Genomic DNA, 16,277 nt, shown 5'->3' on the forward strand with positions numbered 1-16,277 from the left:
GCGGTCGCTGGTCGGGGCTGGTGTTCATGTGTTCCGAGGCGGACGAAGCAGCCGCGTACCTGCTGTGCCGGATGGAATCCGAACACCGCGACGACGAACTCGGCATGGCCCGCAGGCGCGTGGCCGAACTGCTGCAGCTCGGCGTTCCGGCCGAGGTCGCGCAGCGCGCCGCCCTGCTGGCCCGGGTCTGAGACCAGACCCTGTACGTCGGACCTGGTCAGCACCGTGGAGCGCGGAAGGAACGGCCTGCCCGTTTTCTTCCTGGGCGCGGCCGGTGGTGCGCGTCCCGGCACGCACGGCAGTGCCCGCCGCGCTTGACGCCGCGTGGGCCGGACAGCGGCCGGGGCCCTTGGGCGGGGTCAGTAGGTGTAGGAGGCGAGCAGGCTGTCGATGCTGTCGGCGCGGTCGCCGTAGATCGCGATGTGCCATTCGACGGTGAGCCTGCGGTAGGCGGCGAACGCGTCGGCGTCCAGGTCGACGGGCCGGTCGGCGCTGGCGTCGATCGCGGCCAGCAGGGTCGCGGTATCGGCGGCCGGGCTGGTGCCGGCGGTGTCTGCGACCGGGGTCAGGCGGGCTTCGGGGTCGTAGAGCCGCGCGGGCCGGTGGCGCTCGGAGGGCGTGCCGGCGATCGCGAGCCTCAGGATCCGCGTCGCGGTCCGCCAGGCCGACAGCGACGCGTCGAGGTCGCCGTCCTCGTCCTGCTCGAATCGCCGCCACTCCGCCGCGAACTCGGCGACCTCCTGGAGCGAGGGGAGCCGGTCCTCCGGTGCGGTGGCCTCGGCCTGGTCCACCAGGGCGGCCGCGGCCGCCAGCCGTTCCAGCTGCGTGCGGGTCGCGGTGGCGATGTGGACGCCCATGTGCCCGGTGCGGTCGCAGGCCAGGGCGATCGCGGCGTCTTCGCGGCGGTGGTCGCCGATCGCGAAGTGGTCGAAGCGCGGGTCGTGCAGCAGGATCGCGTCCAGCGCGGCCTCCAGCTCCGGGGCGATCAGCTGGCCGGGAAGCTGCCACGGGTCGCCCTCGCCGCGCTGGGCGGGATCGTTCGCGTGCCGCAGCGACCCGGCGAACTCGATCGCCTGGCCCAGCACGCCGTGCAGGTCCATGTGGTCCGGGACGAGCACCCGCACCGTCTCGGCGGCGCCCACCTCAGTACTCCTCGCTGCTCACGAACCATAACCGTAGACCCGGCGGCAAGCCCTTCGCCGACACCGACGCCTGCGGCGGTGCGGGGTGGGCGCATGCTGTTGGTGTGCGGACGCGGGATGTGCGTGTCGGCGACACCTACGTGGTCGAGGTGCCGCATTCCTTGCCGATGTCCCGGTATCCGGCGAGGGACGAGGCCGGGGGCTTTGCGGAGTGGTGGCGGCTGCAGACGTTGCGCGGCGGGCGGTTCCGGCTGACCGTGACCGAAATCGACGCCGCGGCTGCGCCGCCGATGGCCGAGGGGATCCGGGTGGTGTCCCGGTCCTGGGTGAGGGTGGATTTGACCCTCGAACAGGCGGAGCAGCTGGGGCTGCCGCCGGGCGAGTACTCGGTCGACGGGCTGCTGCGCGACGCCGCCGGTCGTACGGTCGAGCTGCCCGAGGTGTCGCCGGTGCGGGTGCCGGTCCGCTGGCTGCGTCCCGGCGACTTCGAGCGGACGCCCCCGACCCATCGCGATCTCGACAGGCTGGGGTGGTAGGCGGTTTCGGGCTACGGCTGGTCGTGTCCTGGTTTTTCGTCCCAGTAGGACGAGGACGTCGGGCGTTCGCCTTTGAGCCAGGCGGTGTCTTCCCTCATCGAGCTGGCCAGGCCGTCCGGGTTGAGCACGGTGAACACCATGTCCGTGAACTCTTTCCGCGCCTGCTGGTCGGCGGCGGACATACCGCGCTTTTCCTTGCGTGCCCAGTATTCCTGCTCGCGTTCCAGACGCGGCAGCAGTTCGTTGCGAGTAAGGGCGTTGAGATCTTCCCGGGTCAATCGCTGGAATCGGGCCATCAGGCGGTGCCTTTCCGGGTCGGCGTGGGCGGGTATGCCATGCGGGCGGCGAGTTCGTCGGCGCTTGGCGGCCGGGTGCTGCGGCGGGCGTCGATGTCGTCGAGGCGGCGGTGGGTGCCTTCCTTGCTGGGCTTCAGGTAGCGCTGGAGGGTTCGGCGGTCCTCGTGGCCGGAGAGGTTCATCAGGTCGGCTTCGGTGGCGCCGTCTTCGCCGGCGTGGGTGAGGCGGGAGTGGCGCAGGTCGTGCAGGTCCCAGCCGCCGGTCGCGGCGCCGAGGCGACGTTCGGCGGTACGGTAGGTCATGCGCCGGCGGCGGCTGACGGGGTCGACGTCGCGGGCGGGGACGGTGCCGTCGTCGGGTGCGCGGCGGGCGGACAGGAAGATCGGGCCGGTGGTGCGGCGGCCGAGGAGCTGGCCGAGCATGCGGGCGGTGCGGACGTCGTAGAGCAGGTCGTCGGCTTTGCCGCCCTTGCGGATCGTGCGGGCGCGGCGGTTGGCCCGGTCCAGGTCCTCGATGTCGAGGGCGAGCACTTCCTCGGCGCGGGCGGCCGTGGAGTACAGCATCGACCACAGCGTCCGGTCCTCCAGGGACCGGCGTTTGTCGGCGACGAGCCGGTCGATCTGCTCGCGGTCGCGGACGCGGGTGTCGTCGGGCTTGGGCTGGTGCTCCCGGTCGAGCCCGGCCAGCACCGCGGCCGCGTCCTCGATCCACTCCTGCTCGTCGAAGTAGGCGAGCGCCGAGGCGACGGCGGCGCGGCGGGCATTGAACGTCGACGGGGCCTTGTCTCCCCATGCGGTCCGGATGTTGGCGTGCAGCCGGTCGCGGCCGCCGCCGTCGAGTTCGCCGAGGCCGGCGATCCCGGCGAACGCCCTCGGCAGGGCGGTGGTGTAGGAGCGGACGGTCTCGGGCGAGGTGATCCGGCCCGACCGGCCGCGCCGGTTGGCCAGGTGCCGCAGGAACGAGGCGAGCGCGTCCGCGGTCGGCACGCCGTCCGCCGACGGGTCCGCCACGGCGGTCAGGAGCGTTCCGGCGGCCATCGGGCGGCCCGCCTCCTCAATGTCAGATAACACGCGCGAAAGGGGTGCGGCCCGCGCGGACGTTCCCGCAGGAGCCGAAACCCAGCTTGTCAGATAATACGTCATTATCTGACAAATACACAGGCCATCGCTCCGAGCTGCATGGTGAGCACTCTCTGTGTTCTGGGCAGATCCATGACAATGCTCGTCCAAAAAAACAAGTCACACGGAACGTGTGACAACATCGGATTGTCAGGATTCCCGCCCGGAAAGAAGGACCTCATGGCGAAACCGCAGCAGCAGAAATGCCTCAACGACCACCCCGCGACGAGCGAGGGCTATTGCACTCATTCCGGCTGCACCTACTCCGCCAGCAACCGCAACCAGGCGGTAGGCGGGAAGAACCAGGGACCGGCCTACGAGGTCCCGGAGTACCCGCCGGGAAACCCGTACACCCGGCTGTCTGACTGAGCGGTCCTTCGCGCCGGTGTCGGTACGGTTCGTGCATGACCGTTCCCGACGAGTCTCGCGGACCTGAACCGCTGCCCCGGACCGACGCTGACGACGGCGAGGAGACGCGACGCGCCGAGCACGGCCTCATCGGAACTCGCGCCCTCGCCGAGCAGTACGGCATCACCCCGGACAGCGTGCGCCATCTGATGGCCGACTACGGCGTGCGCGAGGTCCGCGGCTACCCGCGCGAGGCCGCGCTCGCCGTCCAGGCGCAGCGGCCCGGTCGACGGCCCGGCCCCGGCCGAGGGCACCGACGCCCCGAACCCGACGATCGCCAGACCTGACCGCAGGTTCCCCGGGCCACCGTCAAGAACTCGCCCGGGGAACCTGCGAGGAAGGGTCACCGCAGTGACGATCGACGAAGACGCCCGGCGGCTGCCGGACGAGAACCGCTGGGGACAGGGGTACGGCCGCGACTACACCCCGGCCGACCTCGACGAGATCGCCGGCAATCTCGCCGGCCCGCCGCAGCCCGGCTACCGTCGCCGGCTGCACGCCGACACCCCGGGATGGTCCCCCGCCGTGGCGGGCCGGGCGCACGTCCCGCCCGGCTACGACGCGCTGCGCCACCCCAACCGCGACGGCGTCGACCCGGACGCGCTCGACCCGGAGTTCCCCACGCAGGACGATCCGACCGTCATGGTCGAACCGGGGCTGCAGCGGCACTTCCGCGACCGCGGCTGGGCGTTGGACCAGCACGGCCGCCCGCTGCACCCGCTTCACCCGCAGCTGCTGGCCGACCCCCGGATCGGGCTGCCCGCCGGACTCGGCTACGCCTACTGGTACGGCGAGGCGGTCGTCGCGGACGCCGTCGTCACGACCGCCGGCGGAGACGTCCTGCTGACCAGCCGCGACACCGACAGGGGCCGGATTCCCTGTCTGCCCGGCGGCTACGCGATCCCCGCCGACGCCGGCCGCACTCCTGCCGACTGGCGGCACGGGCTGCGCCCGCTCGCCCGCGACTCGATCATCGCGGCCGCAGCACGCAAAACCCGCGCCGAAACGGGCCTCGTCGTCGCCAAAAACGAGCCCGCGACGATCATCCGCGCCATCCGCCCGATCAGCCGGCCGCACACCCTGCACGCATGGACCTGCACCTACACCGTCCGCATCGACCTCGCGGCCACGAGCAGGCCGCCGCTGGCCCCGTCCGTCGACGCACGCTGGGTGTCCGTCGACGACCTCCACGAGCAGGTGCTCGGACGGATGTGGCCTGACCATCGGCGAGCAATCCTCGCCGCCGTCGAATAACAGGACTCCGAGGACACCACGCGAGGGACGGGCTCACCGTCAGGATTTCAGGTCAACTGACCCTGACGGCGGCCCGCTTGACGATGTTCGTCGTGCTGGTGTTGAGCATTGCGGGCCTGCACCTGCACTGACGTCGCCCCGGGTTGGCGGTCCTTTGCGGCCGGCCACCCTCATTCATGCTACCGGCGGCGGAGAGGCATAAAACAAGTCCCCGCCCGGAGGGGGGCGGGGACTTCGCCGCGAAACTTGTCAGTACAGAACATCGGGAACCACCCCGAGCCCGCGCGGCACGCACAAGCATAGCCACCGCCAGGAGGGCCGCAGGCCGCACCGCGGGAGGTCCGCCGACGGGCCGAGACGGGCGCGAAAACCGACGCGCCTCTCGCGGCGTCTGACTATGTACGCTAATCTGACCATGTCCATGCGAGGCGGCCCCGGCGGGGCGCGTGAAAGGAGTGCGTCGTGAGCGAGGACCAGGACGTCGGGCGCAAGGCCGCGCCGAGACGGAGGGCTCCGCGCAAACCGCAGGTGCCGTCGCCCGGGCACACGCGCATCGCGTGGTACTGGAGGCTGCCGGACTTCGACGACGCGCGCGCGGCCTACCTGGCCGACTGGCAGTGCGACGAGCGCGAGCGGATCCGCGGACCGGAGAAGTTCGCATCCTGGATCGGGAGAGCACTTTCCCGCTTCGCGCAGCTCACCCCGCAGGAGCGCGCCGCTCGGGTCGAGCGGCCGCCGGCGGAGGGCGTCAAAGGCGGAAGCCGCAGCTTCGAGGTCCCCGACGAGGACCTGGCGGCGATGCGCAAGGCGATGCGCGAGGACCGGGAAGCCGGGCTGTGGACGTCGGACAGCGGATGGGTCGCCGGCGCGGTCGCCACGGCCGTCGAAGCCGCGCGCAAGCGCGCCGGCGGCACGCTGCCCACCCCGCCGGCCAAGCTCGCCAGCAGCTACCGGCACCGGTTCGACGAGTCGTAGTTCGCACTGACAGCGGGGAGCGCGACCGGAGTGGTGTCCGGACCGCGCTCCCCGCACGTATTCCGGCCGACGCACGCCACGCGCTTGCGCATGACTGAACATGTCCGCTAACCTGAACATGTCAGTACGGAACAGGGGCCCACCACCCCGACGCAAGGAGAGATGCACGATGAACTTGAGCGACATCCCGACCCGGCCCGCAGCGATCGTGACGGTCGACGCGGACTGCGAGCAGTACCCCGACATCATCGCGGGCACCTGGTCGCCCGGCGACGTGATCGCCTGCCCCGACTGCCAGACCTCGCACACTGTCACGGGCGTGACCGTCGTCGCGATCATCGACGCCGCCGAGGTTCCCGCGACGGGCGAGGGGGAATGATGGAATACCGCGTGATCGTCGCCGAAACAGTGCTGCACTCCGTGCCGGTCCACGTCGACGGGCCCGACAGCTGGGAAGCGCGGACGGCGGCCGAGGCCGACGCGGTCGAGGCGCTCGCCGAGGCGGGAGGCGAGTACTTCCTGTCCGTCCAGGACCCCACCGTGCTCCGCGTCGCCCCGGTCGGGACAGAGGCCGGACACGCCTCCGCGCGGCAGGTCCCGACGGCCGTCCGGGCGCGCTAAATCGCACGTCGCAGGCTCCCGCGCCCTGGCACGCGGGAGCCTGCGCATCGCCGCGCATCCCCGGAGCGGACGCAGTGCCGGCTGGCTGGCAAAACCGCGCGCGGAAAAACCCAAAAAGACGGCGGGGACGAAGAAAAACAAGGCCGCCCGATCGGCGGACGCGACCTGCGCGCCGCGATCTTCCCGGACATTTTCGCCAAGACGATTGCGCATGACTGAACAGGTACGCTAGACTGAACATGTCAGTACAGAACAGGGGCTCACCACCCCGAATCCGACCCGAAAGGGAACGACATGTCGGACGTCATCACCACCGCCTCGAACACCGACCTCGCCGCGATCGCCGCGCTGCTGCAGCAGCAGCGCGCACAGCGACTGGACGTCGTCGCCCCGGCGGCTGCGATCCGCGCCGAGGGCGGCCGCCTGGTCGTGCGCGACGCGGGCGAGCCGGTGCTCTCGCTGGACGGGGTCACCACCCGGGACGCCGCCCTCACTCCGAACGCCGTTGCCGACGCGGAGATCGCGGACAAGCTCGGCATCCCCACCCCGTACGTGCGCCGCCTCCGCGAGGACCACGCCGAGCTGTGGGACGCCAACGTCAACGGGTGGCTGCAGCGGGACGAGCGCTCGTTCCTCGTGCGGGGCCTTACCGACGGCTCGGAGGGCGACGGCATCGCGCGCGCGTTCCTGTCCGACCAGTACCGGATCGTCGACAATCTCGACGTGCTGCTCGCGACGCTCGAAGGCCTGCGCTCCACCGGGATCGACGCGAACGTGACCGGCGCGGACCTGTCGGAAAAGCGGATGTACGTGCGCGTCAGCTCGCCTGCTGTCGCGGCCGCTGCGCCGCAGCTGCTGGCCGACTACCGCTCGCCCTTCACCGGCGACCGGGGCGCGGACAACCCGCTGGTATTCGCGGGATTCGTCATCACCAACTCCGAGGTTGGACACGGGGCGTTCACGATCACCCCGCGCCTGGAAATCCAGGTGTGCCAGAACGGCATGACGATGCAGCGCGACGCGCTGCGGTCCCCGCACCTGGGCGGCCGCATGGACCACGGCCAGATCCGGTTCAGCGACGCTACCCAGCGCAAGAACCTGGAACTCGTGAAATCGCAGACCGTCGACGCCGTGCGCACGCTCCTGGACGCCGATTACCTGGCCAAGGTGATCGCCGAGATGACCGATAAGGCAGCCACCGAGGTGACCGCCCCGTCGGACACCGTTGAGCGCGTCAAGACCGAGCTGCGTTACACCGACGCGCAGCGCGACGAGATCCTGTCGCACTTCCTCAAGGGCGGCGACCCGACCGCCGGAGGGGTCATGCACGCGGTCACCAGCGCCGCCCAGGTCATCCGCGACCGCGACGCCGACAAGGCCCACGAGATGGAAACCCACGCCGTGCGCGCGCTCGAAATCGCCGCGGCCGCCCACTGACCGAAGACCGGAGCCCGGGGCGGGGCAGCACCGCCCCGGGCTCCGGTTCCTTGTCGCTCCGAAAGGACAACTGTTCACCATGACCACGACGGAAAACCGCTTCGTCATCGGCGAATTCGTCCGCATCACCTCCGGCGCACTCGCCGGCCAAACCGGAACGGTCGTCGCCACCGAAACCGACGCTCACGGCAACACCCTGTACGCCCTCGCCCCACGGCGAGTGGTCATTGACCGCCGGCGACTTGTCACCGGCGACCTGCTAGAGCACGCCACCAGCGTCTCATTGGCAGAGGTGCAGCACACCCTGCAGGCTCTGGGCGATGCCGTCACGCGCGACGACGTCCAGGCCTACCGGCGCGCACTCGCCGTCGCGCGGCAGCAGGGGCTCACCAACGAACAGATCACCGACGCCCACACTTGGCGCGACCGCAAACGAGATCGGCCCGCCTCGTTCGGACCGGACGGCGGAATCCGATAACCCGCCGCCAACGAAAAAATGTGTAGGGCCCGCCCGAGACAAACTCGGGCGGGCCCTACGCGTCGTGTACGCGGCCCGCCGCACGACGACGCAGCACTGAGCGGAGCGGCACTACCTACTGAGCGGAGGATTCCGCATCGCCGGCTGCCGGGTCCGTCGCGGCTTGCGCGGGTTCCCGCTCAGTCGACGCGTCGCGCTTTTTGGTGGACGCGTCGCGCTTTTTGGTGGCCGATCCACGGCGAGACGCTGCCGTCCGGGGCCGCCCGCCACGTCGTGAGCCGGGCTGCTCGATCCCGAGCTTTCGCAATTCGTCGACAGTCCATCCCGCTTTGGTCGCCGCCGTCCAGGCGTCCGCGAGCTTGCTTTCGGCAGCGCGCAGCGCGTCACGCGCCGACGACGCTTCCTGCGCGTACTTCTCCAGGTCTCGAATGCTTCCGAGCCGTTCCTGCAGCAGTGCTTGGGCGCGGTCCGTGATCGTGTCCATGCCCGCAGTGTAGGCGACTTGATGCGTCAAGTCCCGTACTGATTTCCCCCGTCCTTGCCGATGGGTTTCGGTGACCGAGTGCATTTCCGGAGGAAAAGGCACTCCACGCCTTCGGCGGGAGCAAGCTATAGGGTAGGGTGCCCCTAAGTGCGGGTCACCCTGATCATGCACCTCGCCCGTCCAAGGTGGCCGGCCGAGTAGACCCACTCGTGCGCAGCACGAGGAAACCCATCAGGAGGTGTGCTGCAATGGGTGAACGGGGAGGCTCGTACCGTCGTCGGATGGTCGGTCAGCGACGTGACAAGCGGACCGTCATTAAACACACTGACGAAGAGTGGGCGCGGGTCGCGGCCATGGCGGAAGTGCAGGGCGTCAGCGTCGCAAGGCTGTACGAGCGGGCGCTGTGGGCCGGCGACGCTGTCGCCGCGGCGAAGATGTCGCAGATCTACGCCGAACTGGTGATGGCTCAGCGTCTGCTGATCGGCGTCGCGACGAACGTCAATCAGATGGCGGCCGTCGCGAACTCGACCGGGGAGCTGCCTGCTGCCGCGCAGTTGGAGGGCGCACTGGCACTCGTACAGCGGCAAGTCGAGCGCATCGGCGAGCTGCGGCACGACCTGCCGGGCGGAGAGCTGTTCAGGAGCGTGAAGCGTGACCGGTGAACCGTCGACCATGGTCGCGCACGTCGCCGAAGGCGGTCGGGACATGCCCGGCTTGATGAAGTACCTCTACGGACCCGGTAAGGCGAACGAACATCGCGACCAGCACATGGTGGCCGGATCCCCCGGGCTGGCCCTTGCCTGGCCGGGCGCTCTCGCCGTCGACGAAGCACGCGAGCTTGGACATTTCGTCGAGTCATCGTGGCGCGCCGCGTACATGGAACAGATGGCCGAAGCCGGAATGCCGGTGCGCGGCGTATCGCGCACCGCGCGCGGCAGTGAACCGGGCGTCGTCGACGTATTCGGAAACGACGTGGTCGGTCCTGAGCACGTCTATCATCTGATCGTTTCGCTCCCGCCGGACAACGCCTGGACCGATGAGCAGTGGGCTACCGTCGCCCAGGAGTTCGTCAGCGGAATGGGGTTCAGCGACGGACCCGAGGACGACCAGGGCTGCCGGTGGGTGGCGATGCGCCACGGCCTGTCGGTGAACGGAAACGAGCACATGCACATCGCGGTGAACCTCGTCCGCCAGGACGGGCGCTGGGCTGAGCTGCCCCACCGCACCGACCGCAACGGCAATCGCCACCGAAACGACTTCGCACTGGTTCAGCGCGTGCGTCGAGAGATCGAAGAGCGTCACGACTTCGTCACCCCGCTGCACGACCAGGGTCGTTCCGGCCGATCGCTTCCCGCGTACACGATGGCCGAGCACCAGATGTCCCGGCAGCGCGCCGAGCAGACCGGAAAAGAGGTCCCCGACCGCGTCCTCGTTCGACAGCTTGTGCGTGCAGCGGCTGCCATGTCGACGACCGAGGTCGAGTTCATCAACGCTGTCCTCGACGGTGCTGTCGGCGTCGAGCTCGACGTCGCGCGATGGGCTCCCGGCGGGCACGACACGGTGACCGGGTACAAGATCCGCATCGGCGATGGGACCTGGCTTTCGCCCACTCATTTCGACCCGGAGATGACCCTGGGCAAACTGCGTGCGCAGTGGGAGCCGAACGAGACTGCGCAGACGCGCGCGCAAGCGCTGGCGCTGTGGCGCGGAGACGCCGCACCGGAGGATTCGACGCCGGTGGCGGAGGGCGATGTCGAGGAACAAGTTCGTGCTGCGGTCGTGGAGCTGGACGCGTGGAACGGCGACCTCGAAAGGCTGTCCTCCGACTCCGCGGAGTGGCGTCGTCACGAGCGGGACGCAGCCGGTTTTCTCTCCGTGTTCTCCCGAATCGACGGGCCGACCGGGGAATCGTTCGCGGTCGCTGCCGATGCACTCATCCGGCACACCGTCGACGCCCCACCGACACTGCCGGCGATGCCGCAACCTCGCGGACAGGACGGCGCACCTGCGCAACAGTTTGGGCCGACCCGTGCGGAGCTCGCGGCGCGGCATGCTGCGACCGCGTTGCGCGCGAGCTCGCCGGATCATCACCGCGGATGGCTCGCAGTCCTCGCCCAAGTGCAGCGCACCGTGACCGCCGTCCACGCGGCGAGCGCCGCACGGCAAGAGCTGGCGGCCGCGCGCGCCCTGCACACCAACGCCGTTGCAGTCCTCGAACACGTAACGAGCGACCTGCAGCACACAGTGCCGGACCGTGCGGCGTTCACGCCCGAGGCGACTGACGCGGCGTCGATGGCGCGTGTTGCGACAGGACGCGCCACGACCGCACCGGGCGCGACGGTCGCCAAGGCGTCGCCGATTCGACCTGCTGGTGCGGCGAAGCCGGCGCCGGACGAACGGCGCGGCCGGACTCGCTGAACACATCTGCCTGCGCGCGAGGCAGTTGGAAACGTTCCGTGGTCCGGACGGACGTGGAGCAGGCCTTGCATAGCGAAGCCCCGGCTCGCGCGTTCGCTGAGCCGGGGCTTTGACCGTTGAGTTCGGCGGTTCAGGTGGTTTGGGTGCGGGTCCGTGTGGTGTGCGCTGCGGGCGTCTCGGCGTGCGGCGTTGCCTGGGTCGCCGGCCGTGTCGCCGCTGATGCCAGCATCTCGCGGGTCGAGCGCGGATAGCCGTACGCGGAGACCTGGCGAACCCGGGCCGCCTCGTCGTCGAGCGATGCCGTCATGGTTTCGCCGCGGTCGGAGAGATTCGCGGCAGCAGCTGCGGTTTCCGGCTGTGCGGCGTCGTTCCGCAGCAGCGTGTCGCGGAGTTGGGCGAGGGTGCTGTCCACTGCTTCGGCGACGTCGGGATCGTCCATCGGCTCCAGCCACTCGAAGTGAGTGCCGTCCTCGTCGCTGACGACGGACTCGGTGCCGTGGGCGTCGAGCGCGGACATCACGACGTCCCGCAGTTCGTCGCTGGGGATGGCCTGCACGTCGCCGCCGGCTTCGGCGACGAGGCGGACGAGCTTGACGTCCGGCATTCTCGGTTCGTCCGTCCAGGACGCGTTGCTGTAAGCCTGGTCCTCGCGGGCGGCGGCCTCGGCAAGGATGGTCTCGGCGCGGTCCGCGCGCCGGGCGTTGGCGTTGGCCGAGCGCCCCTCGATCCCGAGGTAGGCCTGCTTGCGCAGGACGTCCGCCGCAGCGTCGGGGTCGATCCGCCGCGGAACGTATTCGTCGTAGAGCCGGGCGCTGTCGGCGCCGGTGTCGTTCTGCGCAGACTGTGCGGACTCGCTCATCGTTGAGGCCCTTCCTGTCCTGAGCGATTGGTTGTTGCTGGGCAGATCGGACGCTGTCACCGTCGTTGGGAGCGAATGTGGGTGGCGCGGCCGGACGCGGGCGTTTGCGGACGAGGTTTCGCCTGCGTCGCCTTTCGACTGTCGGTCTCGGCCAGCATGTCGCGGGTCGAGCGCGGGTAGCCGTACGCGGAGACGGTGCGGGCCTGGCGGGCGTCGACGTCGATCGTCTCGGGCACGGACCCGGCCCGGTCGTAGTTCGCAGTGGCCGGTCGAGCTTCGGCGTGGTGCGATCCGTTGTCGAGGTCGCCGGGCTGGATCGCGGTGGCTCGCTCGTCGTCGATGACTGACTGCGTTTGGTCGAGCTCGCCCTCGGTGGCGCGCATCTCGCTGAGCACCTGCTCGACCGCCTCCTGGCCTGCGTCGTAGTGCAGCTGGGCGACCTCGTCGATGGAGTAGCTCAGCAGCTGCTCGCGTTGGTCTTCGGGGGCGTGTTCGCGGACGCGGTATTCGGTGAACCCGACCTCTGCTGCGGCGTCGTCGTCTCCGGCGATGAGCCGGGGCCGCAGCTCGGCGATGGCGTTGTCGATGACGAGGTACGCCCCCGAGCGGGCGTTGTCGAGATCTGCCAGCCGCGCGCGAAGATCGTCGCGCTTGTCCTCCCACATCTTGGCGGGGTCGAGGCCGTCGGGCAGCGGGATGTCGCGCACGTCGACTCCTCGTTCGGCCAGCAGCCAGAAGTCTTTTTCCGCGGCCGCGCGGCCCGCGCCGTCGGCGTCGAGCATTTCCCAGATCCGCCCGCGTTCGGCGAGCTGGTCGGCCTGCCGGTCGGTCAAGGCGGTGCCCAGTGGGGCGACGCCGGCGACCTGTCCGTCGCCGGCGGCGGTCACCGCGATCGCGTCGAAAGGGCCTTCGACGCGGGCGAGACGGGCGTCGGCCGGAGCTTCGTAGAGGCCCAGGAGGTGATCGCCTTTGGTGTAAGCCGGGGTGCTGCCCGTGTTGAGGTATTTCGGCGCCCTCTCGTCGCCGGAGAGGTCGCGTCCGATGAACCCGACGATGTCGCCGTCCTGGTTGTGGATGCCTACCATCGCGCGGTCACGGAAGAAGTCGATCACCTGGCCGCGCGAGGACTGCCGGCCCAGGCCTGCCGCGACGATCTCGGTGTCGGTGGCGCCGTGGCTGCGCAGGTGGCCGGTGAGGTTGGACCAACCGGTCGGGGCGTAGCCGAAGCGCCAGCGGTCGTCGGCCACGACGTCCGCGCCGAGCCTGCCGGCCAGGTACGCATACCCGGGAGAGTCGGGCGTCATCGACGCGGCGAAGTAGTCGGCGGCCAGCGTGTTCAGTTCGATCGTCCGTTCCCGGCTGATCGCCGGAGTTTCGTCAGGCGCGGGGTCGGCCCGCCGCGATCGTGCGGGTGCCGTCCGCGGAGCGGCGACGGGATCCAGGCCGGCGGCCGCGCGCGCGTCGGCCGAGTCGTAGGCCGTCCAGTACCGGAGGGCTTTGTCCTGCCACGCCATCTCCTGCCATGCCTTGCCTGCGGCCATCGACGAGGTGTCGGCAGGGAGTTCGGCGCGGAAGCTCTGCTCGGCCAGGGCCCACGCGGTCGCCCGGCGGGCCCGCTCCTGCGGGGTCGACGCCTTGGACGGGGCCATTCCCCGCTCTTCCTTCGGTGCTGGCTTCGGCGGTGTGCTCGCAGGGGCCGTGGACTGTGTTTTCGCTTCGGTTGAAGGGGAAGCGGGCATCTCGTGCTCGGGTGCAGGGTCCTCGGGGGCAGTGGTCAGCGGGGCGGCTGCTCCGAGGGTGCCGTTCTCGGGGATTTGGACCTGGCGGGCTTCCTCGGTGTCGTAGACGGTCCAGTAGCGGTCGTAGCGGTCCTTGCTGGGAAGGGCCTTCCATGCTGTCTCGTCCATCCCTGCCTGCGCCAGCCGCCATGTTTGCGCGCGGTGGGCGCGCTCGGCGTCGCTGTCGGCTTTTGTCGGGGCCACGCCGCGGTCGGGGTTGTCGGGACCGGCGGGGAGCACGACGTCGCGGTACCGGATCTCGGCCGGGGTGCCGGTGCTGGCCGAGATCTCGTGCGCGATCGCGGTTTCCTCGGACAGCGCGGTCGCGACCGCGTCCTGGTCGCGGGTTGCGTCTGCGGCGGCGGCCGCGGTGTCTTGCAGGGCATCGGCGAGGTAGGTCGCCGGGTCGATGCCGAACCGCTCGCGAAAGTGCCGTTCGAGCAGGTCGGCGTTGTCCAATGCGGTTGCGGCGTTGTCGGGATCCAGGATGGCGGTGACACGGGCCGACTCCCAGGTGCGCACCAGATCGGCGACCGCCGCGTCGTCCAGGGCGTTCGGATCCAGCGGCCGGTCCGGACGCCCGGCCGGCGTCAAGGGAGTGCCGATCGCGAGGTCTGCCCGGTTCGGGTTCAGGCCGGCCGCGCGCATCTGGGCGCGGTGGTGGTCCAGTTCGGCTTCGGCGCGGTCGGTCGCGGTGGTTTCCCAGTGGCGGTGCAGCGCAGCGGCCCGGGCGTGCTCGTCGACGGCTCCGCCCGCGACTCGCCATCGGTCGGGCGCGAACTCGGCTCCTCGGCCGGTGTGCTCGGCCCATGCCTCCCACCGCGACAGCGTGGGGAGGCGTCCGTACTCGGCCCAGTGCTGCCAGTCCGCCCACACCCGCTGCTGCGCCGCGCCGTTCGGGCGAGCGTCGAGCCGACCGCGCAGGTTGTTGTGGCGTCGGTAGTAGAACGGGGCGTTGGCCTCGGCGAGGTCGACCGCTTCGGGCATGGTGATGCGTCCGGCGGGCACGCGGCCCGGCTCGGCCGGGTTCTCGACGCTGCGCAGGATTGTGGCCGGATCTGCTCCGTGCGCGGTTTCGATCCGTCGGCCGAGATCGTCGCGGGCTGCCAGGGCGCGCGGGTCCTGCTCGGCCCACGCGGCCGCCGCGGCCCACGCGCGGGCCGCGTCGACGCGATCGCCGCGTTCGACGACACCAGGCCGGGTCCAGGGCAGGAACCTGTCTCGGGCCCCGTCGCGTTGTGCCGTCCAGACGGCTCGGTTCTTCGCCTCCTGTTGCCGGTGCAGCTCCCCGGCACGGGAGGCGTTCTCACGGGCTGCTTCGCGTTCCCGCTGTGCTAGCTCGCGGTTTTTGTCGGCGCGGGCGCGGGCGGTCCGCTCGGTGATCTGCGCGACCGTGGTCACTGCCGTGCGCAGTGCCTGGTCCAGCTCGCGTGCGAGCTCGAGTTCTTCGTGCATGGTCATGCCACGCCTCCCTGCTGGTGGGACTGGGGTTGCACAACGGACTCGGGGTCGACGTCGAACAAGCCCGCCGGCGGTTCGGTGTGAGCCCACACGGCACCGGCGCGGTGGACCGGCTCGTCGTGGGTGCGGGGCGAGCACCCGGCGAACGTGCCGTCTACACGGGTGAGCATCGACATGTGGTGGTCGAAGTGGTCGCGCAGCCAGGTCGAGAGGCTCGGAGCCGGTTCCAGGCGCATCGCCTCGAACGCTTCCCAGAGCGCTTCCAGCCGGGTGACGGCTTCCTCGTGCAGCCACCATCGCTCGCACCAGCGGGTGTCCCGGTCGTGGCGGTGGCGCCAGTTGGGCAGCACATACCGGTCGACGAACGTCGGCAGCGACGCGAACGACGGCGCGCTCGCGGCGGGCGCGTCCTGCCCGGATTCCAGGGCGGCCGCGCGGTCGTAGGAGGCCCGGGCCGCAGCGACGCGTTCCTCGGCCAGGTCTCGGGCGCGTTCGGCCTTGGCGACCTTCTCCCGGGCCGCGACCACGGCCGCGCTCTCCCGGGGAGGCACCGCGCGGGCCTGGGCGAGCTGCTCCTCCGCGGCTGCCAGCAGGTTCTCGGCCGTGTCTCGGCTCTCGTGTGCCTCCAGGAGGGCCTCCTGCGCCGCTTCCTGGGCCCGGACCGCCTTGTCGTGGCGTTCGGCGGCCTCGACGAGCTTCACGTCGTCCGCAGCGTTGTGGGTCCGCTCGGCGTCGAGTTTCGCGGCCGCGACCTCCACCGCGCCGACGCGGTCGGCGGCCGTGCGTTGCGCGGCGCGGACCGCGGTTGCGGCCGCGTGGGCTTTCGCCCGCGCGGACTCGACTTCTTCCGCGGCGCGGGCGACGGCTGCGTTTTCCTGCGGAGTCGCGGCGAGCGTGTCGGCGAGCTGGGCCTGCGCGACCCGCACCGTGCCCTCGGCATCGGCCAGAGCGCTCTGCGCTGCGCGGAGCGCGGCGTACGCGGCCGCGGCGGGCCCGTCCGTGCGCTGCGGCG

At 70.7% G+C, this 16,277-nt stretch carries 19 protein-coding genes; 12 read left to right on the plus strand and 7 right to left on the minus strand.

The annotated features are described in order from the left end of the window. The first annotated feature begins 26 nt into the window (after positions 1-26). Positions 27-191: a hypothetical protein gene (locus tag CU254_RS43565; protein ID WP_158688185.1), complete on the plus strand. Its 165-nt coding sequence runs from the start codon at positions 27-29 to the stop codon at positions 189-191. A 168-nt stretch (positions 192-359) separates the two neighbouring features. Here CU254_RS43565 and CU254_RS42585 read toward each other — a convergent pair whose 3' ends face one another. Continuing rightward, a complete protein-coding gene (locus tag CU254_RS42585) occupies positions 360-1,142 on the minus strand; it encodes a hypothetical protein (RefSeq protein ID WP_009086690.1) in 783 nt (260 codons plus the stop codon). A 104-nt stretch (positions 1,143-1,246) separates the two neighbouring features. Here CU254_RS42585 and CU254_RS42590 point away from each other — a divergent pair, with 104 nt between their 5' ends. After that, entirely contained in the window at positions 1,247-1,678 is a 432-nt protein-coding gene (locus tag CU254_RS42590; RefSeq protein ID WP_009086688.1) for a hypothetical protein, read from the plus strand. 11 nt (positions 1,679-1,689) lie between these two features. Here CU254_RS42590 and CU254_RS42595 read toward each other — a convergent pair whose 3' ends face one another. Then, entirely contained in the window at positions 1,690-1,974 is a 285-nt protein-coding gene (locus CU254_RS42595) for a hypothetical protein (protein ID WP_009086687.1), read from the minus strand. After that, positions 1,974-3,044 (minus strand): site-specific integrase, encoded by a 1,071-nt coding sequence (locus CU254_RS42600; RefSeq protein WP_158688184.1) that lies wholly within the window; start codon positions 3,042-3,044, stop codon positions 1,974-1,976. Before CU254_RS42600 ends, CU254_RS42595 begins: the two co-directional genes overlap by 1 nt. A gap of 228 nt (positions 3,045-3,272) precedes the next feature. On the opposite strand from CU254_RS42600, the gene CU254_RS42605 reads away from it, so the two are divergent. The 8 genes from CU254_RS42605 to CU254_RS42640 all read left to right on the plus strand — a co-directional run bounded on the left by CU254_RS42605 (position 3,273) and on the right by CU254_RS42640 (position 8,265). Further along, positions 3,273-3,461, plus strand: a complete 189-nt coding sequence (locus CU254_RS42605; protein ID WP_037719565.1) for a hypothetical protein — start codon at positions 3,273-3,275, stop codon at positions 3,459-3,461. A gap of 35 nt (positions 3,462-3,496) precedes the next feature. Next, on the plus strand, positions 3,497-3,787 hold the full coding sequence (locus tag CU254_RS42610; RefSeq protein WP_009086681.1) for a hypothetical protein: 291 nt from the start codon (positions 3,497-3,499) through the stop codon (positions 3,785-3,787). A 64-nt stretch (positions 3,788-3,851) separates the two neighbouring features. Further along, positions 3,852-4,754, plus strand: coding sequence for an NUDIX hydrolase (locus CU254_RS42615; protein WP_009086678.1), 903 nt, complete (start codon positions 3,852-3,854; stop codon positions 4,752-4,754). A 462-nt stretch (positions 4,755-5,216) separates the two neighbouring features. Beyond that, the gene (locus tag CU254_RS42620; RefSeq protein ID WP_009086676.1) at positions 5,217-5,729 is read left to right on the plus strand and encodes a hypothetical protein; all 513 of its coding nucleotides are present in this window, start codon (positions 5,217-5,219) and stop codon (positions 5,727-5,729) included. A 169-nt stretch (positions 5,730-5,898) separates the two neighbouring features. Next, positions 5,899-6,108, plus strand: a complete 210-nt coding sequence (locus tag CU254_RS42625; RefSeq protein ID WP_009086674.1) for a hypothetical protein — start codon at positions 5,899-5,901, stop codon at positions 6,106-6,108. Next, positions 6,108-6,350: a hypothetical protein gene (locus CU254_RS42630; RefSeq protein ID WP_037719561.1), complete on the plus strand. Its 243-nt coding sequence runs from the start codon at positions 6,108-6,110 to the stop codon at positions 6,348-6,350. The genes CU254_RS42625 and CU254_RS42630 overlap by 1 nt, the downstream gene beginning before the upstream one ends. A 294-nt stretch (positions 6,351-6,644) precedes the next feature. Next, the gene (locus CU254_RS42635; protein ID WP_009086670.1) at positions 6,645-7,787 is read left to right on the plus strand and encodes a hypothetical protein; all 1,143 of its coding nucleotides are present in this window, start codon (positions 6,645-6,647) and stop codon (positions 7,785-7,787) included. 79 nt (positions 7,788-7,866) lie between these two features. Further along, positions 7,867-8,265, plus strand: a complete 399-nt coding sequence (locus tag CU254_RS42640) for a hypothetical protein (protein ID WP_009086669.1) — start codon at positions 7,867-7,869, stop codon at positions 8,263-8,265. 115 nt (positions 8,266-8,380) lie between these two features. Here the strand turns inward: CU254_RS42640 and CU254_RS42645 are convergent, their stop codons facing one another. Next, positions 8,381-8,749 (minus strand): hypothetical protein, encoded by a 369-nt coding sequence (locus CU254_RS42645; RefSeq protein WP_037719559.1) that lies wholly within the window; start codon positions 8,747-8,749, stop codon positions 8,381-8,383. Positions 8,750-9,030: 281 nt separating this feature from the next. Here CU254_RS42645 and mobC point away from each other — a divergent pair, with 281 nt between their 5' ends. Together mobC and CU254_RS42655 are read left to right on the plus strand one after the other, a co-directional pair. Beyond that, positions 9,031-9,411 carry a plasmid mobilization relaxosome protein MobC gene (mobC, locus tag CU254_RS42650; protein WP_158688183.1) on the plus strand — a complete coding sequence of 127 codons (381 nt, stop codon included), beginning with the start codon at positions 9,031-9,033 and terminating at the stop codon, positions 9,409-9,411. Then, the gene (locus CU254_RS42655; RefSeq protein WP_009086663.1) at positions 9,401-11,167 is read left to right on the plus strand and encodes a relaxase/mobilization nuclease domain-containing protein; all 1,767 of its coding nucleotides are present in this window, start codon (positions 9,401-9,403) and stop codon (positions 11,165-11,167) included. Before mobC ends, CU254_RS42655 begins: the two co-directional genes overlap by 11 nt. A 130-nt stretch (positions 11,168-11,297) precedes the next feature. Here the strand turns inward: CU254_RS42655 and CU254_RS42660 are convergent, their stop codons facing one another. The 3 genes from CU254_RS42660 to CU254_RS42250 are packed head-to-tail and all read right to left on the minus strand — an operon-like array spanning position 11,298 to position 16,191. Next, positions 11,298-12,026 (minus strand): hypothetical protein, encoded by a 729-nt coding sequence (locus CU254_RS42660; protein ID WP_037719555.1) that lies wholly within the window; start codon positions 12,024-12,026, stop codon positions 11,298-11,300. A gap of 56 nt (positions 12,027-12,082) precedes the next feature. Beyond that, the gene (locus CU254_RS42665) at positions 12,083-15,265 is read right to left on the minus strand and encodes a toprim domain-containing protein (protein ID WP_009086659.1); all 3,183 of its coding nucleotides are present in this window, start codon (positions 15,263-15,265) and stop codon (positions 12,083-12,085) included. Next, positions 15,262-16,191 (minus strand): DUF4913 domain-containing protein, encoded by a 930-nt coding sequence (locus tag CU254_RS42250; protein WP_050788582.1) that lies wholly within the window; start codon positions 16,189-16,191, stop codon positions 15,262-15,264. Before CU254_RS42250 ends, CU254_RS42665 begins: the two co-directional genes overlap by 4 nt. Positions 16,192-16,277: the final 86 nt, after the last annotated feature.

This window comes from Amycolatopsis sp. AA4 (assembly GCF_002796545.1).
In the GTDB taxonomy this organism is placed as follows: domain Bacteria; phylum Actinomycetota; class Actinomycetes; order Mycobacteriales; family Pseudonocardiaceae; genus Amycolatopsis.